This window comes from uncultured Aliiroseovarius sp. (genome assembly GCF_947492455.1).
In the GTDB taxonomy this organism is placed as follows: domain Bacteria; phylum Pseudomonadota; class Alphaproteobacteria; order Rhodobacterales; family Rhodobacteraceae; genus Aliiroseovarius.
In genome coordinates, this window is sequence record NZ_CANLNB010000001.1 from 525,457 (window position 1) to 551,034 (window position 25,578).

The following is a 25,578-nucleotide window of genomic DNA, read 5'->3' on the forward strand; positions in this document are numbered from 1 at the left end:
CGCCACCTTTTCGGCCGCCAATTCAGGATCTCCTCGACCTTGACCGGACCCTTGGCGAGCTTGAAACGTTTGGCTGGGGTTTCGCCCTTGCCGTCAGCCTTGATGTGGTTGGTGTAGGCTCTGAGGATCGTCAGCAGCTGATGGACTTGAGTTGCCCCTCAGACTCTCGTTCGCAGAGGAAGCCTTGGTATTGGCGATACAGGAAATCGATTTTTTCGTAATTGCCTTCGGACACAGGTTTGTGACTTCTGCAACGCCCCTGATGGGCTTTTTCGTCACCAACTCCATGAAAACGGTCCTGACCTTTTTTCGGCTTGCGCTGCCTCTTGAAGGACGAGGTAGCGACGTAGATTAACTTTCCCAACTACTGCATTTCCGACTAATGTTGCTGCGGGAAGTTCGGAAAAGATCATTTCGATCAAGATTTTGCCCCGGGCACAGATCCTCAACGATCTCTTCCATTTTGAATTTGGCTAAACTTTTCTCGGTGCTGATCAGTTGCAATTTAGTAAGAGATTTCAGTTGCAATCGCCTCCGCTTGCTTCAGCACGATTTTCACTGCATCAGTCGTCAGATCAGGCGGATAGCCATGGCGTTGCAGGATTTTCTTTACGGCGATTCTCATCTTGGCCCGCACATTTTCGCGTCGCCACCAATCTGCGCCCGCGTTGCTGCGGACGGTTTTCACAAGCTCTGTGGCAATAACCTGAAGCTCGCTATTCGACATGATCTCTACTGCGCTGTCGTTCTGTGCAAGGGCATCATAGAACGCTCGTTCGTCTGCGGTCAGGCCATCCTCGGGTTCGGCGCGCAGGTCCTTGGCAATTTCGATGAGCTCCTGGATGATCTGAAGAGCGTCGACACTGCGATTGTGGTATCGCGCAATGGCTTGCTCCAGGCGGGTCGAAAACTCTTCTTTCTTGACCACATTGCTGCGCGTTCTGGTGCCGATCTCTCCATTCAGAAGTTTTTTCAGGGCTTCGACCGCGAGGTTCTTGTGCTTCATGTTTTGAAGCTCGATCATGAACTCTTCCGAGAGAACGCTGATGTCCGGTCTGTCGAATCCGCAAGCTTCCAGAATGTCGACAACCTCAGTTGAGGCCACCGCGTTGTTGACGAGTTGCTGGATGGCGAAATCGGATCGCCCGCTCTTCTTCCCTTTGCGGTCTGCATCCAGCTTCTCGATGCCGGTTCTGACAGCGGTGAAGAAGGCGACCTCGACTGCATGATCCGTGGCTTGAGGGCTGCCTGATGCCAGCTTGAAGGCTTTCACCAGTGCAGCAACCGTATCCTGGAACCTCTTTACCGAGGCACCTTCGTCCTCGACGCCCTTGTTCAGGATGTGCTCAATTGCCGGTGGCAGGATCCTCAGGCGATCTTTCGGTGAGCCATCAAGTGCAAGGGCATAGTCGAACCCAAACAGCTGCTGGCGGGAAACATCGAGGGCATCCAGGAACGCGGAAACGGCTTCGGCCTCGCTGACACCTGTCTGCGCCTGATCAGATTGAGAGTAGTGCGCGAGCGCATTCTTAAGGTCTGAGGCAATTCCGATGTAATCGACAACCAAACCCGCTGGCTTGCCTTTGAATACGCGGTTCACACGGGCGATGGCCTGCATCAGCCCATGGCCCTTCATCGGCTTGTCGACATACAGCGTATGCATGCAAGGCGCGTCAAAACCAGTCAGCCACATGTCCCTGACAATCACAAGCTTGAGCGGATCAGCCGGATCCTTGTATCGGTTCCGGATGGCTTCCTGCTTCGTCTTCGAACGGATGTGCGGCTGCATCTCGAATGGATCTGATGCGCTACCGGTCATGACAACCTTCACCTCACCAGTGTCATCGGTATCTCCGTGCCAGTCCGGGCGGGCGGCCACGATGCGATTGTAAACCTCAACGCAAATTCTCCTGCTCATGCAGACGATCATGGCCTTGCCGTCAATCGCCTCAATACGGGCATCGAAGTGCTGCAGGATGTCGGAAACGACAGCGTCGAGCCTGTTGTCAGCCCCGACAAGGGCTTCCACCTGCGACCACTTCTTGGCCACGGCATCTGCTTCGTCTTCCTCGAGCTCTTCGGTCGCCTCGTCAAACTCCTCGTCGAGTTCGTCGGCGATGTCTTCGTTAAGCTCGATCTTCGCAACACGCGCCTCATAGTAGATCGGCACCGTGGCTCCATCTTCGACCGCTTGGGCAATGTCGTAGATGTCGATGTAATCGCCGAAGACACCACGCGTATTCGCGCCAACCAATTCGACCGGTGTGCCTGTGAAGGCCACATAGACGGCATTCGGCAGGGCCTGGCGCAGCTGATAGGCGAGGCCGTATTTCACATCGCCTTCCTTGGTCATCTTCGCGTCAAACCCGTATTGGGTGCGGTGCGCTTCATCGACCATGACGATGACATTCGAGCGATCCGTGATTTCGGGGAACACACCGCCCGCATCCGGCCGGAACTTCTGAATGGTCGAGAAGACAACCCCGCCGACATCGCGGTCAAGCAGCGACTTCACATCGCTGATGCTGTCGGCCTGCACTGGTTCCTCGCCCAGAATGTCCTTGCAGCGTGCGAAGGTGGCGAACAGCTGATTGTCCAGATCGTTGCGATCCGTCAGCACCAAAAGGGTCGGGTTCTCAAGCTGCGGATCATGCATGACCCGACCGGCAAGGAAGGTCATCAACAGCGACTTGCCCGAGCCCTGCGTGTGCCAGATCACGCCCGCCTTGCCATCCTGCCCACGGGCGCCGGCGATGGCATCCATGGCTTTACGCACGGCAAAGAACTGGTGATAGCCGGCGACCTTCTTGATCGGGCCTTTACCCTCATCCTCGAACACCACGCACCAGCGCAGCAGGTCAAGCAGGGTCTGGCGGTTCAGGAGGCCGCGCGCCAGCGTTTCGAGCGCAAGATCGGTGCCCGCAGGCACCAGCGTTTCGCCGTCCAGCGTGCGCCAGGTCATGAACCGGTCCAGATTGGCCGAGAGCGAGCCATAGCGCGCGGTGAACCCGTCGCTGATGACATTGAGCAGTGTCGTGCGGAACAGGTCGGGGATGTCGGCCTTGTAGGTTTCGATCTGGTTGAAGGCTGCCTCGATGTCCTTGCCTTCGGTGCCTTTCAGCTCGATCACCACAAGCGGCATACCGTTGAGGAAGAGAACCACATCGGGAATGCGCGGCGCCTTGCCGACCACATCCACCTGATTGACCGCGCGCCAGTCGTTGTTCTGATCGTTCCAATCGACCAGATGCACAACCGCGCCGCGCTCTTCGCCGTCCTGCACATAGGTGGCTTTGACGCCTTCGACCATCAGCCGGTGAAGGCGGCGGTTTTCCTGCACCACATCGGTGGTGAACACCACATCGAGCACCTTCTTTGAGGCATCGACCAGGGCGCGTTCCGGTAGATCGGGGTTGATGGCCCGCAGGGCGTCCATAAACACCGGCTCAAGGATGGTATCGCGGTAGCTGGCGCGGAGGGCAGGCGCGGTGTCGGGCGCAAGTTGCGCCCCATGCATCAGCTGGCAACCCAGATCGCCCATTTCTTCCATCAGGAAGTCTTCCAGATCCGCCTCATTCAAAAACGCCATCACATCACCTGCAAATTCTCTTTTGGGCACAGAGCCCGAATACGGAGGGGCAGCCGCATTACGCGACCGCCTCAACCTGCTCTCTGGCTTCGCCCACGCGCAACTCACCAGACATCAGGCGCGGCAGGAGCGTGTCGCGCAGGGCGGCAAGGGTTTTGTTTTCCTCCGACAACTGACGGACTTTTTCAAACCAAGGAGAGATCAGCTCATCAAATCTGGAATGAACCGCTTCGCCAGCGAAAACATACGGAATCTTTTTCATATTCCCCTGATTCAACTTCAGCTGAACAGCGCCTGTAATAAACGCTGAGATTTCAGTTGCATCAAATAGACACTTCAATTGCTCTACGGAGAACCTCTTCCCCTTCAGAACATGTGCATGGTTGTTCACCCAGCTTTTCCCCCAGATATACTGGGTAAACGGCTTGCCTTCCCCGTCTGCAACAGATCCATCCTCACCAACCAGCAGCAGGACTTCGTCAAACAGGTGGTCGTCGACATGATCCATTACGGATGTCGCACCGTAGTATGGAATATCACCTTGTCTCTCAAGCCTTTGAGCTTTCGACAAAGGGATGCGCTTAGAATCCAAAATCAGGAGCTCTCGTCCGATCGTGCTATCCTCCCACCCCGTCGGCAGGCCCTCTGCGTCGAAGCTGTCGGGGAAGAGGGCAGCGGTGGCAGCGTCCATGTGGGCGGGGGCGCGGCCCGACGCCTTGGCGTGGACGGGGTCGAAATCGACGAACCAAGACCGATACAACGCCCGCGCCATCTCTTCCAAAGTCGCCGCCGTCTTGCGGTTCACCTCGATCTTGTCATCCAGCACCCCGAGGGTAGCGGCGATCTCGCGTTGAGTTTCGATCGACGGAAGCTCGAACTCAAATTCAAGTATGTTTCCACCGCTAATATGCGGAACCACGCTACCGGTAGAAATGTTGTGAACATGTTCGGTAAAGCCTTGAGAACCAATAAGGTAGCGTAGGTAGCCTGCGCTCAACTTCTCCGTTTCACGAAAACGCGCCACCCGCTGCACAAGAAGAGACGGTAAATCATCTTTGGAAACTGCCGAGTATTTTAGGCCCGCTTCGATCCATGGACGATCCATAGCGAGAACCACATCACCTTCTTTCAGATGATACTGGGACAGCTCATTGGCCAACGGTTCAGGCCAGTATTTCGCAGTTTCCCAGCGCAAGAAGCCCTGACCAATATTATCACCACGCAGAAGTTTTAGACCCTGCCCATCTTTGGAGTAATCTTTACTCTTAAAAGGAAAACCAGTTTGGAAATCTACAACATCACCCAATTTGACGGAAACGGCACTCATACCAACGCCCCCAACCGATCCTCGATCTCCTTCTCCAGCCGTTGCCCTTCGGCAAACTGCTGGCGTAGGGCACCCATTAACCGGGTGAATTTTTCTTCGAAAGGCTCGCCGTCGTCCTCGACCTCTCCGGCACCGACATATCGGCCTGGGGTGAGGACGAAGTTGTGCTTGGCGATTTCCTCGGTGGTGGCTGATTTGCAGAAGCCTGCCACATCTTCGAATGCGCCTGCGTCCGGCTCACCACGCCATGCATGGTAAGTGCTGGCGATTTGTTCGATCTCCGCGCGCGACAGCTCTTTCTGCTTACGCGATCCGGGCACCAGCGCGCCCATTTTGCGGGCGTCGATGAACAGCACCTCGCCCCGCCGGTCGCGCAGCTTGGCGTCTTTGGCCACGCCATTGGATTTGTCTTTGGCGAGGATCCACAGGCAGGCCGGAATTTGCGTGCCATAAAACAGCTGCCCCGGCAGGGCGACCATGGCATCGACCGCGTCGCCTTCGACCATAGCGCGCCGGATCTCGCCCTCGCCCCCCGACATGGACGACATCGACCCGTTGGCCAGCACTACACCGCCAATGCCAGACGAGGACAGGTGCGCATGGATATGCTGAAGCCAGGCAAAGTTGGCATTGCCCACCGGCGGTGCGCCAAAGGCCCACCGCGCATCCTCGCGCAAGAGATCGCCAGACCAGTCCGAGATGTTGAACGGCGGATTGGCGAGGATGTGGTCGAATCGTTCATCCGGGAAGGCGTCCTTCAGAAGAGTGCCCTCCGAGTTCCAGCGGATTTCAGCAAAGATGCCGCGGATGGCAAGATTCATGCGCGCCAGACCATAGGTGGTGTGATTGCGTTCCTGACCGTAGATGGCAATGTCGTTCTTCTGGCCCTTGTGGGCGTCGATGAATTTTTCCGACTGCACAAAGAAACCACCTGTGCCGCAGCAGGGATCATAGACTCGGCCTTTGGTCGGTTCGATCATCTCAATCAGTGTATCGACGACGGGTTTCGGGGTGTAGAACTCGCCCCCGCGCTTGCCTTCGGCGGAGGCGAATTCACCGATGAAGTATTCGTAGACCCGACCAATCAGATCGAAGTCTTCTTCACTGCCGGACAGTTTGAAGTTGGTGAAGAGGTCCATCAGGCCCGACAGCATGCCACGGTCCATGCTTTCCTTGCCGTAGACCTTGGGGAGCGCGCCTTTCAGGCTTTCGTTGTCGGCCTCGATCGCGCGCATGGCATCGTCGAGCATCACGCCAATCTCGGGGCTCTTGGAGTTCTTGGCCAGATAAGACCAGCGCGCCTTTTCCGGCACCCAGAAGATGTTTTCGGCCAGGTATTCGTCGCGGTCCTCGGGGTCGGAGTATTCATCGGCAGCGAGCTTGTCATGAAGTCGCTGAAACGACTCGGAGACATAGCGCAGGAAGATCATCCCAAGCGCCACATGCTTGTATTCGCCGGGGTCCATGTTGCCCCACATCTTGTCCGCTGCGGCGAACAGGGTTGTTTCAATGCTCATTTTGCGTCCTCAAAAAGTGCCGTTTCTTGCAGGGTATATGGGGGCAGAACCCATTTTCCAGAAACCGATTTTCCCAAATAATCAACGCAACCATAGCGTGATGATGGGATGATGCAAACCATTGCATTTCGGGCGAAAATCATGAGTAGGACAGAAGATCGCGGGCATAGATCTTCCCCTTTGCCAAACCCAGTCGCATTGCGGGCGTTTGGCCGTCGCCGTCTCGCGGAACCAACATGTAGTTGTAGTAAAACCGAAGGATGGCGGCCATCTTGGGAACCATCTCGGGGTTGTAGAACGAGTAGGCATGCCAGATGCGTTGATCGTTGGATGCCGTGGGAACCCCGCGCTCAAAAGCCGGGACACGCCTCCTGGCCAAATTGAAGTATGAATCCACTGGGTGAATGGTGGCGCTTGAAAAGAACTTCGCCAATCCGTCCCAGCCCATGTCATCCAAATCAGTCTTGAGACGGATGGTCTTGAAGGGCTCCGATTTCGTGTGGAAGGGCCACGGCACTCCTGACTTGGCAAGCTTTGCGGCTCTTTCGGCTGGAGAGAGCGTTCGATAGTTTTTCCACAACAGGATGAGGGTGATTGCCTGGAAGTCGCTCAAATGCGGGAAATCAGCTTTTACCAAGGCCATGTTTTGGGTTTCGGCAGCAATGGCGTTGGTCAGCATGGCTCTGCCCCGCGACGCCAAGGCTTGGCGATCATCGTTGATCATCCCCTTTTTGAAGCTGACCTCCGCGACATTCACGCGACCGGCTTTGATGGCCTCAACATTCAGAGCGCAAACGGCCGCGGCAAGCCCAGCCTCGTCATCAAGGCAATAATTTGCGGTTTTGAACCGGTCTCCGATCAGTTTCTTCACCAGCATCATGTGTGCAAACTTGAATGCATCGCCGCGGACCCTGCTTCCATGCCCCGGAAGCCGCAACTTGCCGGCAGTGGCGATGTCATCCTTGGAAAATCGTGCGCCCTGTGAGCGCATTAGGGAATCCTGATACTCCGACGCCGCCCAAAGCCTTGCGTGTCTGCGCATGCTACGCGGCAAGCCGAAATCCCCGCAGTTTGCCATCGCGCTCTCAAGGTCTTCAGGGGAGATCGCTGCGTCGTAGTCAACGGTGGAGGCCACCACGAACTGAGAGAATTTATGGACGGTTGCCATATGCAACAGCGGAATTGTCCCACGCCGCTGCTTGACAGGCCAGTTGACCAATATTGTCTGGATGTCGGTCGAGAAAAATGGCTTCCGATCTTCAAAGCACGCATCAAGGCGCTTCTCTCGCTCCTGAGCAAAGGCGACCGCCTGCCGGTAGAGGAAATCCATCTTGCTGTGGATCTGCTTCAAGCTGACATCATGGATTTCACAGATCCGGCTCAAGGGCACCTTGTTCACCAAACACTTCATGATCGCACCAGTGTCATCCGTCGACTTGTGCCGCCTTGTGGGTTTGCCGACCGAAAAGGTCTTTTTGCAGGCTTTGCATTGATACCGGGGATCACCCTTCGCCGTTTTTCCGAAGGACGAGTAAGAACTCGGGCTAAGGGAAATTTCCACACCATGGTTCTCACAGGCCAGATTTTGGCAGTGTTTTCCGTTTGTTCTCCTATTCAGGCGGCGCAGTCTCCAATACTCTTCAGCCAAGGCACGGTTGGATTTCACGATGTTGGATCCGCCACATGAAGGGCAGAAGTAGGTTCGTTCCTCGCCCGCGCCGCTGATCTTCCCTCGGTCACCCGATGGATTGGGTTTTCCCCTTCCATCAAGAGGATCAGGTAAGCGACCGAAGGCTTCGCAGAGCGGGTTTCTGCAGAAGTTGACCGAGAATCCACCGGGGGTTGTCGGAAGTCTTCTTTTTGCAACTCTCGAAGATTTCTTCGAGGCCTTTCCGGCAGATTTCTTCACACTCTTCTTAGCCACGGCCCTGCCCACAAAAGGTAAACACCCCGCCAGATTACTGACGGGGCGCAGAACTTTCAACATTTACCGCATGGGCTGGGCGGAAACCCGCGCCTTTTTCTAACTGATGAGCCGTCGGCTTAGCCGTCGGTGCGCAGGTTCTTGGCTGAGTTCTGGATCGCAGCGTACTGACCGCCAGCGCGGAAGCGCCACAGATAGTCCGGCAGGATCGCGGCCATTGCACGCGGGGTGATGCCCAGATCAGCAAAGCCCTTGGCGTCTTCGGCAACCACGTTGTCGTAGCCAAGGTTGGTGACCTGATCGCGCGTGAGCGGCGATGCAATCAGTCCGCCCGAGATCCACTGGATCATGTCAAAGATGCCAGCCTGAATGCGGGCGATGCCAAAGGGCAGGTTCAGAACCAGACGGCGGCGCTGTGTCACGTTCAGCATCCGGTCAATCGACTCGCGCAGGGTTTCCACGTCGGGGCCACCCAGTTCATAGATGCCGGCCTCGACCTGACCCAGAACGGCCATCTCGGCGGCCTTGGCCACGTCATCCACGTGCACCGGCTGGAACTTGGTGTTGCCGCCGGTGATCGGCAGGATCGGCCCAAAACGGGTCATGTTGGCGAAACGGTTGAAGAACTGGTCGTCGGTTCCGAAAATGACCGAGGGGCGCAGGATCACGGCGCCGGTGAAGGCGGCCTGAACGTCTGCTTCGCCTTGCGCCTTGGTGCGGGCGTATTCGCTGTCGCTGTCTGCATTCGCGCCGATGGCCGACAGCTGAACCAACTGGCCCACGCCTTCTTCGGCTGCGATGCGGGCCACCCGGCCTGCGCCGTCATGATGCACCGCGTCGAAGCTGTTCTTCCCGATCGAGTTCAGAACCCCCACGCAGTTCACAACCGCATCGGCTCCTTGCAGTGCCGCACGGACCGAGTTGTCATCACGGATGTTGCACAGGATCGGCTCGACCTGACCGACGGCACCATAGGGTTTTACGAACAGCGCTTCGTTCGGACGGCGCACGGCAACGCGGACGCGCCACCCCTGCTTGGCCATGCGGCGGGCGATATAGCGCCCGACAAAACCCGAACCGCCATAAATCGTAACCAGCTTGGACATGGAAGCTCTCCTTGAATTCCTTGGCTTTTGCATAGCTTTCAAAGCGCGTTTCGGCAAGGCGCAAACGGAATCGCAGAAAAGCGAAGAAATGCTGTTGACACTCCCAGCCGGTCACACTAAATCCCCCCTCACCAACCCGTGCCCAGATGGCGGAATTGGTAGACGCGCTAGCTTCAGGTGCTAGTGTCCGTATGGACGTGGAGGTTCGAGTCCTCTTCTGGGCACCATTAAATCCCCTATAAATCATTGATAAATAAGGGATTAGCGCCCGTTCCAGGTTGTTTTGCATACACGTTTGCCTACACAAATGGGTGAAACGATGCGGAACGTGACTGTGAAATACATCAAGCAAGATCAACGAACCGGAAGCTACGTTTACCGGCGGCGAGTTCCTAAGATACTCGAAGGGATGGTTCGGAAGCGTGAGTTTATTACCGTTATCGGGAAATCTCTGGACGAAGCGATGGTACGATACGGTCAGGTTCACCAACGTATCGAGCACATGATCAACCTTGCAAAGAATGGCGTAACGGGTCTTTCCCCGTCAGAACAAGCAAAGCAACTCGCTTCGCTGCTGGAAACCTGGGGAGCTGACCCCCGCGGACCTGGCCTCAGTCCCAACGAGCGCACTTGGCGGGAAGAAGAGGCGGGCAAGCTGGTGGACAAATATCAAGACCCCGAAACTGGCAAGTATGTCGGAGTGCCAGAGTACGAGGGAGCCCTGGCATCGGCCCTTTTGTCCGGGGTTGAACAGGAAACCCACGAGGTTACCGTAACGGATGCTTTCAAGTTTTACCTGCAAGAGAAAGAGCACAAAATCCCCGAACAGCGAAAGAAGCAAAGGCAGCGCTTCGAGCGGTCGGAGAAGAACCTCACGGCTGTCCTCAAAGGCGACCGAAATCTAACTGATGTTAGCCGTGCGGATGCTAGAGCTTGGCGTGACCAGAGAGTAAAGCAGGGTGTTGCTCCGGGAACTATTCGGCGTGAGCTCAACGATATTCGCGCGGTCTTCAACTTGGCAAACAGCGAGCTAGGGACGGGCAATAGCAACCCTTTCAGTGGTCTCAAGCTGAAGTCCTCGCAGGTTTCCCGCCAAGACCAGCGGCTTCCATTACCACCGGAAGTGCTGAGTGGGGTCTACGCTGATCTTTCTGTTTCAAGGTCTAAAGACGCCAAAGCTTTGTCGAGGATTTGGTGCTTGTTGGATTTTACAGGAGCAAGACCGTCCGAAGTGAGGCTTCTGACTTTCGAGGAGTTCGTGCTGGACGCCGCGGTGCCCTACATCCTGATCCAGGTACGAGAAGACAGGACCCTGAAAACAGGCTGGTCCTCACGCAAAATACCTCTTGTTGGTGACGCCTTGGAAATCGCCAAGGGCATTGCCTCGGAAGGGGTAGGTAAGGACTACGTGTTCCCACGGTTTGCAAGCGCGGGTGGCATGGATCGCTTGTCTACGGCTCTGACAAAGCTAGTTCGCAAACACAGCGAGGACCCGAGGCATGTCCCCTACAGTCTCCGGCACAACATGAAGGACCGTATGCGGCTGGCAGAGGTCTTTCCTGAAACTGCAAGAGCGATAGAAGGACACGCGATTAGCGCTGGGCAGGACGGGTCCTACGGTGGTGAATTTCCGCTAGAGAAGAAGCGTGACGCACTGTTGGCAGCACTGTATGGGTATAGCCCTAGAAGAGGCGTTTTAAGTCAGGATTACTATTATTTACAATAACTTATAAGCATGTCAATTCGGGCTTGTGAGGCGATTTCCAAGCGACTTGTGCGATGTTGGTCAAGCTTAGTGAAACTCGGGTATCACAGATTGGAAGGTTTGCTGAAGGTATTGTGCGCTGCGTGAGCAGAGCAACGCTGCAGAGTGACTTTGGGTGTGCACTTGAACTGTTTTTAAAGCGCGGTCTTGTTTGCAATCTATTCGGAAGGCGAAACTTAATCTTCTTCAGATTGTCCAAGTGAGTGATACTTCTAACTCGTGGTCAAAAGCGGGAAATTTAGGTGGTGGCATAAATGGGGATACTGTACCTTTGGGCCACTTGAATTGAGAGGCTTTTCGAATGTTTGCAAACTTTGATCCCCTAAATGTCACGGACACCGCGCTGCCAGACGAAAGCGTCGTTCTCAAACGTACAAAACGCAGCATCCATTCGATTCTCCATTCTTATGTCGGGTGGTATGACCCATTCGCTGAGCTCATACAAAACGCACTAGATGCGGTTGATAAACGGGCTCAAAAGGAGGAGTTCTCCAAAAAAATCAATATCATAATTAATGAGAAAGAGAACCAAATCACGGTTTCCGACAATGGTGTGGGTTTGGATGAGAGCGCATTCTACAAGTTCCTTGCCCCACATGAATCGTTCAAGGAAAAAGGTGAACGGGGTAGTAAAGGAGTTGGCGCAACCTTTCTTGCGTATGGTTTTAACTATATTCGGATAGATACCAAAACGAAGCACTTTAGCGCCCACGGAGAGATGGAAGATGGGCGAAACTGGCTGCACAATGACAATGCCAGTTCAAACCCAGAGGTATTTCCCACAACTGAGCCACTTATTGACGCTGAGTTCGATGGGTTTTCGTCAGGGGTTTCTATTACTATAAGATTTGACGAAACTACAAAGCCATCAAAGCTGTCGTGGCCTGGGCTAAAGTCAGCTGAGATTTGGTATATGGCCTTGTCAGTTAAGACTGCGCTTGGTGCTGTCGCACAACAATCCAAAGTAAATATTTCGATTAGGCACATAAGCAAATCGGGCGACGAAACGGTGATTGCGAAAGAAAAGACGGGTTACCTTCCGCCTCACACCCATGTCAAGAAAGTGGTGGATTTCGATACTGCTATCAAACTGATTGACGAAAATGTGAAGAGGAAGGGCGCAGCGGCCAAACTGCCTGCAAAAGTTAGAAATCTGGACGCTGTTTCGATTTGTTGGAGTAGTAAGGAGATTCTGGAAAAGATCGACGGCCTAGATGATGAGGACAAAGCTTTCTGTATTAAGCATGATGTCAATATCATCGCATCGTTTATGTCAGGTGCCAAAATATGGCGGCGGTTCGCAGAAAAGCAGTTTGGTTATCGATCTACAGCGAAGATTTATGAGCCTGGGCTTCAGCTAGCAGCAGATAATATGCCACAAGGAGATATGCTACAAATTCCTTTGGTACGTTATACTGGTAGGCAAAACCAAGTACACATTGCTATGCACTTCAAGGACTGTGTTGTAGATCTTGGGCGAAAAGGTTTTGACAAGTCGTTCGTTGATTTTGCGAAAAAATTGTCCCGATTACTTCTCGAAAAAAACTTTACTAGAATACGTGATTGTCTTCGAAATGAAGATAACAAAAGTAAGAATCTGATCAAAAGTGATAAAGTAGATGGCTGGAAGAAGCAGCTTGAACAGCACGAGACTAACGCCCCTTTGCTTCTCAGAAATGAAAATTTTTTCGTGCCAGTAAACGAAATTTCAATTTCTGCTGAGCCATCCAGGGAACAAGATGTCATTGCGCTTTTCAATCAGTTGATTGCGGGTGGAGTAGTGCGCGGGATCAAGGTGGTTGGGACCAATGAGATGAGTACCTATGATGGCGCATATCGGGTAAAGGTCGGTCCAGATTTCGAAAATCACGTCTACGATGAGAAAGCCAATCCTCTAGGCGTAACAGATGATATATCTGCAGACTTTGAAGAGGATCATCCTGACGGATTTCTTTCTAATAAGCTTAAGGTCCTGGAATACAAATATTCATTGGATGGGTTGGTTTCCGACCTCACCACTGGCGACAAGCAAGCTGCAGATATCGATCTAGTGATCGCATGGGAGGCGGGGGAAGACTATATACAACTATTTGGCCTTACCAGTCTTCTTATTGATGAAGGAAGTTCAGACCGTGAGTACCACGGCATAACCCATACGCTTTCAGACGAACACGGCAATCACGTTATGGATGTAATCTTACTACGAGATCTAATCGCATTTTTGAACGATCCGGAAACCGAAGCTGTACGCCAGGCAGAGTATGAGAGTTAGTGGCTGCAAGAGCCATGAATGGTTGGTTTAATGAGCTGCATTGCAAAGTCTCCTGCGATCGAATGACATAAAAAATCCGCTTCCTACTCCCTACACGCCGTCAGAGTAAGCCGCTGAGATGGCCTGGATCGCCCGATTTGCCTCCCAATTTTGGTGCCCTAAGAATTAGGGTATCCACTGAGTTCTCAGAAAGTCTATATCTTAAGTTACGAAAGGAATTGTTCTCACTAGAAATCACCCCCAATGGGGTTATTTTCCTCAAGGTCAAATTCTTCCAAGAGGCTTCGCCCAGCACCATTCAAAGCGTCCCAAAAGGCATCACTTTCAATCATCCTTGAAGGCAGTGCAGGAGAGATGATTTCCAGCGCTCTCGCCACAACGCTTGGGTTATCCACGGCTTTCCCTCCGAGGGCTTTTCCGATCCGTTCAGCCCAATCCTGTGCCATCGCTTCGGCAGCGCTTTCGGAAAATTCCGAAAAGGTCTTGCGCTTGTCTGTATTGCGTGACCAATCCCAACCTTGATCAATCATTTGACTGGTTGATATCCCTCGCTCCCTGAGACGTTTTAGCACCCCTCGCATGATTGAGATTTGCTGCTTCGAAACCCCGGACCACTTTACCAACTCAGCAATAGATCCAGAACCTTCGCATACCATTTTCCAAGCAGCGTTACCTTTCTCCGCCCTGGTGATTGTGATCTTCTCGCGCCCATTCAGCTTAGAAGCTGCCCCTATTGCTTCATTGAGGGGCATACTCGGGTGTGCCTCCACGGGAACTTTTATGGTTGTCTCTCCACGGGCCTCTCGAAGGCGATAGGCAGCGGCTCTGTGGTGACCGTCAATAACGATCCATCGTGTGCCACTCCACCAAACATGCACCCGTTCCCCAAGCGCTGTATTGTCCAAATCGTGACTAATCTCTTCCGCCCTGTCTGCGTCAAGGCCATCTAATCGAACTTGGAAAACCTCAGGTTCCGTTTGAATGTCCTCCAGGGGAAGGGATCGGGGAATTTTGGGGGGTGGATGGGGGTTGTCTGTCTTCTCTTGGCTTAGCCGTTTCAGTGCAACGCTGGGCGTCTCGGACATGTACAGTGTTCTCGCGGTCTCAGAATGGTGTTTGGGATCGTGTAAGGTGTTTTGAGGTCGATGGCACTGATTAAATACAGATAAGACAAATGCTTACATCGTCAATCCCCACTTGTTCAGGATTGCTTCTGCCTTTAAGGGATCCTCTTTGATGCGAAGTATGGTTTGACGGGACAATGGCTTGGAGCCATCAGCGGCGGTCGCCCTTGCAATGGCTGTCGGCCCCTTGTCTTGGTTCAGCATTGTTGTCACAATCTCAAACTGCTTGCGGGTGAAGCTGGGCTTGCGCCCAAGGTATCGCTCTTCCTTCTTTGCTTTCTCAATTCCGACCTTCTGGGCCTCCTTAGTGGCCTCGGCTTGGGCCTGAGCGGTAGCAGCCATGAAGGCGATTAGAGCGTCCCTCACGGCTTCCTGCATGGGGTCCTTGGTGGCTCCGTCGAAGGTTAGCCCATTGATCACCGTCTTGATGACTACCCCTTTCCGCATGAAGTGGCGGATCGTGTCGGTTACATCCTGGTAGTTCCGCCCCAAGCGGTCCACCCAGCGGACCAGCAAGGTGTCACCTTCTCGGAGGATGTCGAACAATCTCCTCCCTTCTGCTCTCTCGCTAAGGATAGTCGTAAGGCCCGAGGTTTCTTCATCCATCACAACGTCATCAATGTGAAACCCAGCGGCTTCTGCTTGGGCTCGTTGGATGTCGGCATCTTGGTCCGAGGTGGAAACTCGTGCGTAGAGAATGGTCTTTGTCATATCGTCTCCAAGGGTGTCCGTATGGAATATGTCCGGAAGAAATGTTGTCCGTAGATGAATGTCAACCCATACGGACACAAAGCAGCACCCAGCTAATGTGATCATAGAGGTATACCCTAGCGGACAAAGGGAAAGGCCGGGCGGGAACCGTGCCTGGGTCGTATTCCTCCTATGGGGCAACCTAATTAGTAAATGCATTTTGCACCCGCCAGACCCCAGGGTCCCAGCAAGAGACCAGGGAGGTCTCTCACACAGAGTAAAAGACCCCGGAGGGTGGGGCAGATGCAGAGAGGGGATGCGCTAGGTGGCCGGTAGGGAGGGGGTGCGGGGGGAAATTCACCGCGCTCGATACCGTAGAAGGGGTCTCAGAATTTTGACCCCAAAAGTTGCCTAAAAGTACTCTGATCGCGGCTGCTTGTTTCGCTCCAATGCAACTGAGATTTGGCAGTTTCGGCTGGATACTGCTTTTCCGCAACGTAGTGGACCCGCTTCCCTAGAGGGCTGTGAAGTGCAGCCATTCCGTATCTTTCGGGATACTTGCAAGGGCCGAAGAACAATAGAAAATGTCTGTATGCCTGAAATGAGGTGTAGATCTTGTCATTGTCGAGCTGTTATTTCTGATCGACGATAAAATCTAACTAGTGGCCCTATTCTTCTCCGCCACAAAGTACTCATAGGTTTCCTTTGCAAAGCTCTCAAAGTGGTCCTTCCAGCAATCCCTACCTATGAAGTCTCTGAAATCTTTGATGGCTTCGTTGCAGTCAAGAAACGAGCGCAATATTCCATTCCCGAATCCTTTTACTTGAGGAATTTCTTCTCCCACTGTACCTAGTTTTTCCCGAATCCAGGTTTGGTCTTCGATAGATGCAATAGCTCCCAATGTATCCGTGTCTATGCCTTTCTTCACATCAAAGAACTTCCAGAAGCAATCTGCAGCCGTGTACTCTCCATCGGGTTCGAGGCAATCGAAAAGGGTATTGAATGCTCCCTCTCCGTAACACGCGCAAACCCGGCGCTGGTGTTTCTTTAGGATGCTAGGCGGGATCAGATTCTCCGTGGCCCTTGCAGGTAGTTCGAAGACCCCCCCGACAAATGTCTGCCTTTCAGCAGCTCTCTCTAGCTTCCGTGCGGTTTCGGAAGGGGGCGAAGTTGGAGCCTTCTTATCGCTATCGTGTATAGTTACGATCACCTGCCTCATGTCGAGATAGGTATTAAGTCCGTCAACTATATCCCCTCCTCCGCCATGCTCGGGGCGGAAGTGAAAACCGTTCAGTCCATTTGGCCAGATAGAAGCGCTGAACAGTGTTCTAAAGAAATCGCCGTCATTTTTTTGATTCTCAACCAAAAGCAGTGCTTCGTCAAAAATCCTACTTCGGAGAAACGCCTTGTGACCGATTGAATATTTTCTCTCCGGAGTTTCCGTAAGCTGATCGTCTCCCAGACAGACAGTAAGTGAGCAATCTACCAAACTCCGTAGTTGTTTCTTCCGCGTGTACTGATGCTTCAGGTGTTTTAGGTGTGCCTCTTCTCTGGAACTCAGTTGCAGGTTGTCCAAACCCCACTGGCAGGTGTGTCTTCCAAGTACTACTAAATGATGTCCACGATAGCTCGCACGGAGGAGTTCGGAGTATAGATCGCCAAGCTCTGAAGTGGGTTGCTCATTAAGTTCGTGAGTAGACGCATCAAATATAATCAGCATTAGCCATCGTACTCGAAAAAACCATAAGGCCAGTTAACTAGTGCGCCTTCTTCATCAAATTCAGCAACCTCAAGTTGACCACCTTGAGATGTCTGGGGATCGTCAGAGAACACCACTACTTGTACGTCATGGCGGCTAATCGCTCCTTCCCCGATCAATTCTCCCAGTCTATTAATTAGAGCTTCGCTGTGTGTCTCTACCAGAAGGACAAGTTGCTCCTCACCCCGTTCAAATTCAACTAGAGCTTCGACAAATACATCAGCAAGCAGAGCTTGGTGCGCGGGATGAAGGTGCAATTCTGGCTGTTCAATTGCGAGGGCCTTATAGCTTAGCTGGCTGTCGTTTCGGCTCGAGAACCTCGACCGCCGATTGTATTGCATCCACCAGATTTGCGCCAGAACTGGGAGCACTTGAGAAACCCCATACCCTGTATCGACGATGTTAATTTTTTGGTTGGCCTTGATAAGCTGAATGCTGACTTGACCTTCAATCGGGCGGACTGTGACGCCGTACCCGAATGCTTTTTCAACCCAACTAGAGAAATCAGCCAGTTGGTGTTCTGGCAAAGAAGCTAAGAACATTGGCAAGTTATTACCGTCTGAGGATATCTCAGATATTTCGAGCTCTTGCTGGCGATAGTAGCGTTCACTTCGAGCTCGCGCCGGTCCAATGTACCTGACCTCTGAAAAGAAATCGCTTAAGTCTTCACCGATGGTATTGAGGAAGCGAAAGAGGTGATTTGCTTCACACAGAGCTGAGATAAATCGTCTGGTGTCCTCCCTTTTTCCTTGAGCCATCTCATCGTAAAAGTTCCGAAGTCCTTGTGTGTGATTGAACCGTATATGCTCTTCGCACACGGCTTGAGATAGCTTCGGATATCTTAGAATCCTATTTGCCTCTCGTGTTATCGTGTTGGTTGAGAAGCGAGCATTCAAGTTGCTTTTAAGAATGTCTCGGACCAATCGCGAGAACTCGTTGGATCGGGTTGAAAACTGGTACTCTCCAGATTTACTTGCACGGAAGAATACCGGGCACTCAAAAAGGCTTCCCGAGGGGACCAGGATCGATGTGTCTTGGCAAAGCCCCTCAATGGGCAAGCCATTCGCGACAACTTTAGAAACGACATGATTGATAGGGTCTATTTCCAGCTTCAGAGTTGAATCCTGTGACGGCAGTGAGATTGTTATGCTGTTGAGTACGGTGCTCTCACTGTTTGACGAAACTTCGTACTCAATCCAGATTTTATCCGCTGAAAACGAAGGACCAAGGGAAGTTCTAGAGCTGTATAGTCTTGGTGTAGGCTCGGGGCGGAAACTTCCAGCGTATTCCTCTACGAGAAACGAGAACCGAATGTCTTCACGGGTGTCCCCATCCGTTACAGCACTTCGGAAATCCCCGAAATCCACATGATCACCGTACCACAACACAGGAGCGCTGGACCGGGTTTCAAGGGTCTGTCGGAATAAGGGAAATGTTCGGAGAAATGTGCTTTTCCCCACGCTGTTCTTTCCAACTAGCAGCGTGATTGGACGAATTTCAATAAGCTTTGTTTGCTTTAAGCTTCTAAGATTTTCAATTGCATACGAAAATTTCATACTGCCAACCTCGGCTATCTCTTGCATTGGACCAATAGCCAAACAGAGGCCGCTTAACAAGCTATGACAGAACGCGCTAGGGAAATGTTCTCTTAGGTAGATTGAATAGCGCCGGTAGATCCCGAGCTGTTTCAGCTAGCACTACACAATTCACTACACAAAGCGAAATCACACCAGTATTATCTCTTTGAAAGCAAATACTAAGCGTGTTGCGGATAACCTCTTCTGGGCACCATATCTTTCCCATAAGATACTGTAGTTAAACGAAAAGCTGCTCTGCGGGCGCCGATCCGTAGAACAAATCGTTGAACAATTCCTGCGAGAATGGATTTTTCGCTGGGTTTGAATCATTGAATGATTGGTTGTTCGAATACGTTCAGTGTTCGATCAAGCCAGTATTCAAGAACACTCTCTTATCAATTGCGGCTATTTGGTCCGATAGGCGCTGACGTCTAAAAGTCGGCGCCAGAATTGATCATATAATAGTTGTTGTGTGCGAGTTGAATTCTCCCGTATCTAGATCACATGACAAGCGCCTTATTCTATAAGTTCAAACGCGTGACAGATGTTCCGCTCCAACACTTTCAAGTGTTCGGAGAACGTCGGACGGGTACAAATTACCTTGATCGGCTCATCAAGGATAATCTGAGCATTGAACCCACAAATAGGTATGGATGGAAACACGGTACGATTTCTATGCCTTGTATTGCGGCGCATGGACTGATCGTTGTGGTTGTTCGAGATCCCCTTACATGGCTCTCCAGCCTCCACAACCGCCCTTTCACAAAGGCAAATTCAGGGCTTCCGTTTTCAGAATTTCTGCGTACCGAATGGTATGATGAATTCATTCCCAAGGACTTCGGCCATGCGCGTTGGGGCTATTCTGGAATGGTCCGCGCCTCGCATGTCCCAAATCAGGTCGATCGCCACCCGATTACCGGTAAACGCTTCAAGAACCCTTTGGAATTGCGTGTTGTCAAAACGGCTGGGTTTCTGGGCTTCCTTGAACGGGAATGTAACGTCGCCGTCGTTGATTACCGGTATATCAACACGGACCCGGCTGGCTTCATCTCTCGTCTTTCGGATGACTTCAGCATTGCAAAGACGACAGATTTTGAGAGGCCAGACCGCGTAGGTGCCTTAGGTACAAACCAACCAAGAAAGGCGCCCACAGACATCTCTGCCGAGGACATGGACTTCATCCGTACCGCGCTGGACCAAGTGCAGGAAACCTTTCTTGGATATGCCGATGACCTATACAGGTAACTCGAGTGAGGAATTGAGAAATTTTTCAAGCCGCCCAATGGCGCTGTTGGAAACTCTTACTGGATAGATGCCTCTTCCGCGATTTGGCGGGATTTGTTCCGGCCCTTCATACTCGTAGTCCGTCAGGATTTGCTGGTACTGCGTGCTGGACGTATTCGCGAGCCCCATAAAATCCGCCCAACGAATGGTTGCTGTTTGCAGTGTGCCGAGCTCGAAACACTGGGTCGTCTGGGCGGCAAACATCATATTTGTAAAACCTGCACCATGAGCGCCAATTACAGCTTCGGCACTGTTCATGGCAGCAGCTTGCTCTCTGAATGACAGGTCCTCAAAAGCCAGCGGTTCGAAATTGAGATCCCTCAACATTCTCAGCAGGGCCGCTTCATTTATGATAGATCGGTCATTGCTTGCATCCCCTTTGCGTCCAATCCAGATGCGTTTCGGGAACGACCTGTCACTTGCAGGCTGATCAAGAACATGACGCCGAAGCGCTCGAAAGCTCGATAGAATGGTATGCGCACCAATGGTAGGTAGCCCTGATTTACTGAGCAAGTTGGAATAAACTGGCGCATCGGTAGAGCCAGCCAACTGTGCTGGATTAAATGCAAACAAAGCGTTGAACATTATAACTGCACGATCTAGCTCCAATGGTCCCCTACGGAACCGACACCTTCCCAACAACTTGGGGAAGAGCTCGGCAATGAACCTCTCTGCAAACGCGGCCCTTCGCCTTGGCTTGCAGAGTATGATAATCGGGCCTTGAAGTTCAGAATGCCGGTCTAGAATGGATAGCGGGGCGAGAACTTCCCTGGTGAAGTGGAAAAAGTTTTGAATATTCGTGATATCTAAGACGATCGGCACGTCATGTGGTAACGTGTTTATTTGCGGAATATCAAAGACCTCTTCGCCACAAAGAAACTCTTCATATCGCCGTGCCCACTCGTCAGCATCACCACCGTTGTGTTTCCAGCCTTTAAAGCTTTCTGACAAGGCGCGACTACCTGACCCCTGAACCATTATTGCACGTTCTCTAACCAGAAACTTTCCATCCCTGGCAGAGAGATTTTCTACCAGAACTGGTGTTTCCGGGACCTCGAACGTGTTTGAAATCCGTGCGTACGCACCCCGCTGCGCCAAGGCCCGCCGCCACTTGCGAGTAATAATTCTTTCATCAGCGATCACATGCGATCCTGTTACCGCAGGCTGAATAGCCCGCCAACGTAGGTCGTCGTCAAAAATGCGCCAGATCCCTTGATCACGACCTGGTCGAAAAAAACAAGTAAGTGGGTCGAACATTGTGGTCAGTTCCTACTGTATCGAGGAAAAGTTGTACTAGAACCTTTTACCGGCAAATCGGTTGTTTCTCATTAATAGGCGATACATCGAATTCAACACCATGTCTCGACATAACGCGAAACTTAGGCCAAAAGGGCTTCCCGCCTAATCCTTCGCTCCAATACATTCCCATACCTCGCCCTTCTGGCGTTCTGAAAGCGAGATTGACGACAGTTTATTCCTAAGTGTTCGTTTTCGCGAAACAGGGTGGTACCGGGCCACCATCTTACACCGCAATGAAAACCCGCGTTTGGTGGGCACCAGTTTCTGGGAAAAGATTGAGTGCTGAGTATTCCAATTGGGTGCAGTCAACCTTATGGCATCGACGGGTACCAGTTTTTGTTCACCCAAATCCGACATGGCAGCAGAGGCCGTGGGTGATTAAACACTTGTTTAATTCAGCCTAGATGCATGATAACGAGAGCCATCGAGCATTGTGAATTATTCGGGCAGATTGGATGACTTTACCAGCGATCGCCACGATGTGGACCGGACGGCCGCTTTCGTGGATAGAGCAACTAAGCCTTTGTTCGTTCTTGGCGGTTGGGCATCGTGTAACACTGTATACCTATGGCAAGGTCGAAGGCGTCCCGAAGGGCGTGACTGTGGCTGACGCATCCGAGATCTACACGCCGCCCGAGGAGATCCTCAAGAACACTGGCCCATCCATGGTCGCAGATCTTTTTCGCCTGTATCTCATGCAAAAGACCGATGAAATCTGGGTCGATACCGACATGGTCGCGATCAAGCCGATGACGCTTACGGGCAACGGTTTCGCTGTTGGGTATGAAGCGCCGAACAAATCCATCTGCAATGCGGTTTTGCGTACCCCCAGAGACAGCGCATCTATTCAACAGCTAATCCACTATGTCGAAAATCCGCATAACGACCCTCAGTGGCTGCGCCCGGTTTTGCGTGCGCGATTGGCGGATGCCCCGAAACGAAAGCTTTTGACCAGATTGTATAAGATAAAGCGATCTTCAATGGGGCCATTGGCGGTTGGTCATGCGCTGAGGGACACGGGTGAAGTATCTGAAGTGCGCGCGCGTGAAGCCTACTATTCGGTGCCGTGGCAGTTCTGTGATGTGCTTTTCAATCCCTATGGTGGGACCGAGGGATGGATGTCAGAGGAAACCGAAGCGGTTCACCTCTGGGCGCATGCTTTGTCCAACTATCACAAAGTGCACAGGCCTCATCCAGAGAGCTTTGTTGGCAAAGCCCAACAGGAACTAAAAATTGACGTTTCACATTTGAAACGGCAGCAATTGATCTAAGATCGACCTCTGATGATCGTTTGTCATAGCCATAGGATCAATTCACTCGGTGCAAAGAAGACAGCATGCTGAAATATCCTAATAAGATACCGAACCGGCATGGAAAGGCTGACTGATGCGAATAACCTCCGTCACGTGTATGCGAAATGAAGCGCAGTTCATTCTTGAGTGGGTCGCCTACCACCGGATGATTGGAATCAATGATCCCATCGTGTTCTCGAATGCCTGCACTGACGGAACCGACCTGATGCTTGAACGCCTCGACGAGATGGGGTTGATCCGGCATTTGCCCAATCCCACCATGATGACGGGTGGCAGAATGCATATCATCGCCGCGCTGCGTTACCTGAACACAGGAAACCGGCTTGCGCGGTCGGATTGGGTTGTCTCGATGGATGTTGACGAGTTCATTAACATTAAAGTGGGTAACGGGCATCTGGAAGATCTTTTCGATGCAGTGCCCGACGCAAATCTGATCTCGTTGTCACAGCAGAATTTTGGCCATGGCGGCAAATTTGACTATGTTGACGATCTGCAAATCTCGCAGTTCGAATATGGTTGGGACTTGGAAAGAAGCTATACGCGCAACCTGAATCGCCGCGGAACAAAAACTCTGACCCATCAATCGTCTCGCCCGACATCATGGGGAAATCACTCGCCTGTTTTTGCTGCCGATCAGTTAGAGTACCTACGCCCTGTGAATGGGTCCGGAGAAGACATTTCGCATGTCAACATGACGAATACAGTAAAAGCACTGATCACCCCGAATTACGGTTTTGGTCTGGTTCAGCTCAATCACTATGCTGTGCGTTCGATTGATAGCTATCTTCTGAAAGTGGCTCGCGGCTCTTCTGCGCATCCCGACCGGCCGTATGAAATGACGTATTGGCGCAAGTACGATCACAACGATCATCATGATCAGTCTATCATGCGGCACGCAGATGATCTGGAAACCGCCAAGAAAGACTTGCTTCGCGATCCAGAACTGAAACAACTGCACATGGCGGCGGTTGAGAACGCGCATGGGCTGATCGCTGAGCTGAAGGAAAGCGAGCAGGTTCGGTCATTGCTGAACCGTATCCGGCGCTATACTCGGCGAAATCCTGGCCTTCTTGCAGCGCCGAAAGAGGCGACACCCGCCGCCGAGTAATCCGCGTTGGGCCACTGCCCTATAGCGAAATCTCGGCATCGGGCAAACAGTCGTCTACCCACTTGTTGTCCGTTGCGTAGCCAAGCTTGATCAGTGCATCGCCATATTTCTGCGCATAGATCTCGGCGACTTCGCGGGGCAGCTTGCTGCGCCATTGCTCGCGTGCGCCGCTGGCGACGTGTGTTTTAACTTTGCGCGTCCGGTTCGCGCGGTCTGAGATCCCGCCGAACAGGCTGTTGTTCCAATAGGATTGAACCAAGGCATCCGTATCGAACCCATCAACATTCATCATCTCGACGGCGGCACGGAAACGCGCGCAGTCATGATCTTCGATCAATTGCTCATAGCGAAGATCCACCACGTTTTGGTGCCCGTATGGCCACGCCATCATGTCATTTAAAGTGCCCGCGTGCTTCCCATCCATCTCGAACAGCATTTGAGAGATACGGTCGGGCTCTGCAGCGATCTTCTGATGGTAGGACGCACCGCCGAATTTCGGTCGCGCACGGTAGAGCCACGCCTCGTGAGAATGATTGGGCTTCAGGTGGTATCGGTAGCCCGAGATCAAGACATCGCGCGGATCGCGGATCACATGGAAGAAGCGCGCCCGCGGATCGTCGTAGAACTGCGTTGGGAAACGCGAATCCCAACTGACGCAAAGCGCCGGGCCAGTCTCTGGAAGGGCTTCCGCAAGATCGGTTTTCGGCGACATTCGTACAGTGGTGATGTCGTTGGGATCAGTGTACTTCCTGAAGGTCCGGCGCATCCAAATGGTGCCCGTTTTGTGATGCGTCCCAACACAGAGAAAACGCGGCCTTCCGGCGCCTTGGTCATTCGTAGAGGTCACAGTTAAATCCTCAAATTCTGGCAGCAGTAATCAAGACGCTGGTTTCCGCGTTCCGTGCTGAGATAAATTGGCGTGGTATGCAAAGGCACGACCTTGCACCCCCCTCATGCATTGTCTGGGAGCACCCCAGTGTCCACGAACTCCTGATATTCCGGCATGTCCAGCTGATAGTCCAAGGCCCGGCGTGCACAGTAATGGCTTGCGCGTACCAACGCTGCCAGATCGGCATCTTCCAGCCAGCTGTTCATCAGAGGTCGAATGCCATCGGTTCGGATCGAGCTGTCGGGGTTCGTGTTGATATCGTACCTCCCGAAATACTCCATATCGATCCGATCTTTGTTTTTTGAGTTGGCAGTGCCGCGCAGCCGCTTAAGCAGAAATTCTTCCCGGCTTTTAATCGCATAGTGGTTCACCTGCGCGCCTTTTCCGGTCACGTTATCTTTGCTTCCGCGCCAGCCCTTTTCCAGAATGCGCCCGCCCATCGGGCGCCCGTCGGCATTGGTCCAGCGCGCCATGTCGGAGGTAATCTCGCGGTGCTTAAGGAACTTCGGGCGGTGTACGCCGAAGAAGTCAAAGACCTCGGGGCGAAACAGGGTCTTGAAGCCCCAAACCAACCCGTTCTCTGGTCTTTCGAAGGTCGATCCGTGCGTGAAGCGCTCGGTGACAAGCGTGCTTTCGTCCCAGTGTGCATGTCCGGACGAGCCCATCAGTCGCCAGTTGATCGAAATGGCATCCGGGGCACCGCAGTTTTCGATCAACGCATCAACACTACCGTCGCCAACATGAACATTCAGGAATTCGTCGGCATCGACAATCAGGACCCAGTCTGCGCTGCGGACCCAAGGCATCTTATTTGCTCTTGAATAAGCAGACCGCTGTGGGTCCATCCGCGGACCTTGCGGGTTGTCGAAGTGTCGGATCACGCCCATCTGGTCCAATCGGTTCAGGATCAGATTGGTGCCATCGGTGCAGTCGTTGGAGAAGATGCAGAAATCATCGATGCCGATCGAACGATGATAAGCGAGCCATTCCAGAATATAGGGGGCCTCGTTTTTCATCGTGGATACAAGGACTTTG

17 protein-coding genes and 1 tRNA gene are annotated in these 25,578 nt (G+C 52.6%); 6 read left to right on the forward strand and 12 right to left on the reverse strand.

Translation table 11 applies throughout. The annotated features are described in order from the left end of the window. Window positions 1-505 precede the first annotated feature (505 nt). The 5 genes from Q0677_RS02565 to Q0677_RS02585 form a co-directional block, all read right to left on the reverse strand. Window positions 506-3,589, reverse strand: coding sequence for a type I restriction endonuclease subunit R (locus Q0677_RS02565; RefSeq protein WP_298905561.1), 3,084 nt, complete (start codon window positions 3,587-3,589; stop codon window positions 506-508). A 58-nt stretch (window positions 3,590-3,647) separates the two neighbouring features. Then, window positions 3,648-4,916: a restriction endonuclease subunit S gene (locus Q0677_RS02570; protein ID WP_298905562.1), complete on the reverse strand. Its 1,269-nt coding sequence runs from the start codon at window positions 4,914-4,916 to the stop codon at window positions 3,648-3,650. Next, window positions 4,913-6,433 (reverse strand): class I SAM-dependent DNA methyltransferase, encoded by a 1,521-nt coding sequence (locus Q0677_RS02575; protein WP_298905563.1) that lies wholly within the window; start codon window positions 6,431-6,433, stop codon window positions 4,913-4,915. The genes Q0677_RS02570 and Q0677_RS02575 overlap by 4 nt, the downstream gene beginning before the upstream one ends. Before the next feature lie 139 nt (window positions 6,434-6,572). Beyond that, complete coding sequence (locus Q0677_RS02580) at window positions 6,573-8,420, reverse strand: hypothetical protein (protein WP_298905564.1); 1,848 nt, start codon at window positions 8,418-8,420, stop codon at window positions 6,573-6,575. Window positions 8,421-8,476: 56 nt separating this feature from the next. After that, on the reverse strand, window positions 8,477-9,463 hold the full coding sequence (locus tag Q0677_RS02585) for a complex I NDUFA9 subunit family protein (RefSeq protein WP_298905565.1): 987 nt from the start codon (window positions 9,461-9,463) through the stop codon (window positions 8,477-8,479). 140 nt (window positions 9,464-9,603) lie between these two features. Between Q0677_RS02585 and Q0677_RS02590 the strand changes: the two genes are divergently transcribed. The 3 genes from Q0677_RS02590 (at window position 9,604) to Q0677_RS02600 (ending at window position 13,500) form a co-directional block, all read left to right on the forward strand. Continuing rightward, window positions 9,604-9,690: transfer RNA gene (locus tag Q0677_RS02590), tRNA-Leu, on the forward strand. 80 nt (window positions 9,691-9,770) lie between these two features. Continuing rightward, the gene (locus tag Q0677_RS02595) at window positions 9,771-11,189 is read left to right on the forward strand and encodes an integrase (protein WP_298905566.1); all 1,419 of its coding nucleotides are present in this window, start codon (window positions 9,771-9,773) and stop codon (window positions 11,187-11,189) included. A gap of 340 nt (window positions 11,190-11,529) precedes the next feature. Then, a complete protein-coding gene (locus Q0677_RS02600; RefSeq protein ID WP_298905567.1) occupies window positions 11,530-13,500 on the forward strand; it encodes an ATP-binding protein in 1,971 nt (656 codons plus the stop codon). 227 nt (window positions 13,501-13,727) lie between these two features. Here the strand turns inward: Q0677_RS02600 and Q0677_RS02605 are convergent, their stop codons facing one another. The 4 genes from Q0677_RS02605 to Q0677_RS02620 form a co-directional block, all read right to left on the reverse strand. After that, window positions 13,728-14,252, reverse strand: coding sequence for a hypothetical protein (locus Q0677_RS02605; RefSeq protein WP_298905568.1), 525 nt, complete (start codon window positions 14,250-14,252; stop codon window positions 13,728-13,730). A 426-nt stretch (window positions 14,253-14,678) separates the two neighbouring features. Continuing rightward, a complete protein-coding gene (locus tag Q0677_RS02610) occupies window positions 14,679-15,335 on the reverse strand; it encodes a recombinase family protein (protein WP_298905569.1) in 657 nt (218 codons plus the stop codon). A gap of 634 nt (window positions 15,336-15,969) precedes the next feature. Then, window positions 15,970-17,034, reverse strand: coding sequence for a hypothetical protein (locus Q0677_RS02615; RefSeq protein ID WP_298905570.1), 1,065 nt, complete (start codon window positions 17,032-17,034; stop codon window positions 15,970-15,972). Next, window positions 17,034-18,629, reverse strand: a complete 1,596-nt coding sequence (locus tag Q0677_RS02620; protein WP_298905571.1) for an AAA family ATPase — start codon at window positions 18,627-18,629, stop codon at window positions 17,034-17,036. The genes Q0677_RS02615 and Q0677_RS02620 overlap by 1 nt, the downstream gene beginning before the upstream one ends. Window positions 18,630-19,154: 525 nt before the next feature. Here Q0677_RS02620 and Q0677_RS02625 point away from each other — a divergent pair. Further along, window positions 19,155-19,895: a hypothetical protein gene (locus tag Q0677_RS02625; RefSeq protein ID WP_298905572.1), complete on the forward strand. Its 741-nt coding sequence runs from the start codon at window positions 19,155-19,157 to the stop codon at window positions 19,893-19,895. Here the strand turns inward: Q0677_RS02625 and Q0677_RS02630 are convergent. Next, window positions 19,884-21,191: a glycosyltransferase family 61 protein gene (locus tag Q0677_RS02630; RefSeq protein WP_298905573.1), complete on the reverse strand. Its 1,308-nt coding sequence runs from the start codon at window positions 21,189-21,191 to the stop codon at window positions 19,884-19,886. The genes Q0677_RS02625 and Q0677_RS02630 overlap by 12 nt on opposite strands. A 644-nt stretch (window positions 21,192-21,835) precedes the next feature. On the opposite strand from Q0677_RS02630, the gene Q0677_RS02635 reads away from it, so the two are divergent. Beyond that, a complete protein-coding gene (locus tag Q0677_RS02635) occupies window positions 21,836-22,504 on the forward strand; it encodes a hypothetical protein (RefSeq protein ID WP_298905574.1) in 669 nt (222 codons plus the stop codon). A 139-nt stretch (window positions 22,505-22,643) separates the two neighbouring features. Next, the gene (locus tag Q0677_RS02640; RefSeq protein WP_298905575.1) at window positions 22,644-23,654 is read left to right on the forward strand and encodes a glycosyltransferase family 2 protein; all 1,011 of its coding nucleotides are present in this window, start codon (window positions 22,644-22,646) and stop codon (window positions 23,652-23,654) included. A 19-nt stretch (window positions 23,655-23,673) separates the two neighbouring features. Here Q0677_RS02640 and Q0677_RS02645 read toward each other — a convergent pair whose 3' ends face one another. Both Q0677_RS02645 and Q0677_RS02650 read right to left on the reverse strand, forming a co-directional pair. Next, window positions 23,674-24,420, reverse strand: coding sequence for a sulfotransferase domain-containing protein (locus Q0677_RS02645; RefSeq protein ID WP_298905576.1), 747 nt, complete (start codon window positions 24,418-24,420; stop codon window positions 23,674-23,676). Window positions 24,421-24,605: 185 nt separating this feature from the next. Further along, the gene (locus tag Q0677_RS02650) at window positions 24,606-25,559 is read right to left on the reverse strand and encodes a glycosyltransferase family 2 protein (protein ID WP_298905577.1); all 954 of its coding nucleotides are present in this window, start codon (window positions 25,557-25,559) and stop codon (window positions 24,606-24,608) included. Window positions 25,560-25,578: the final 19 nt, after the last annotated feature.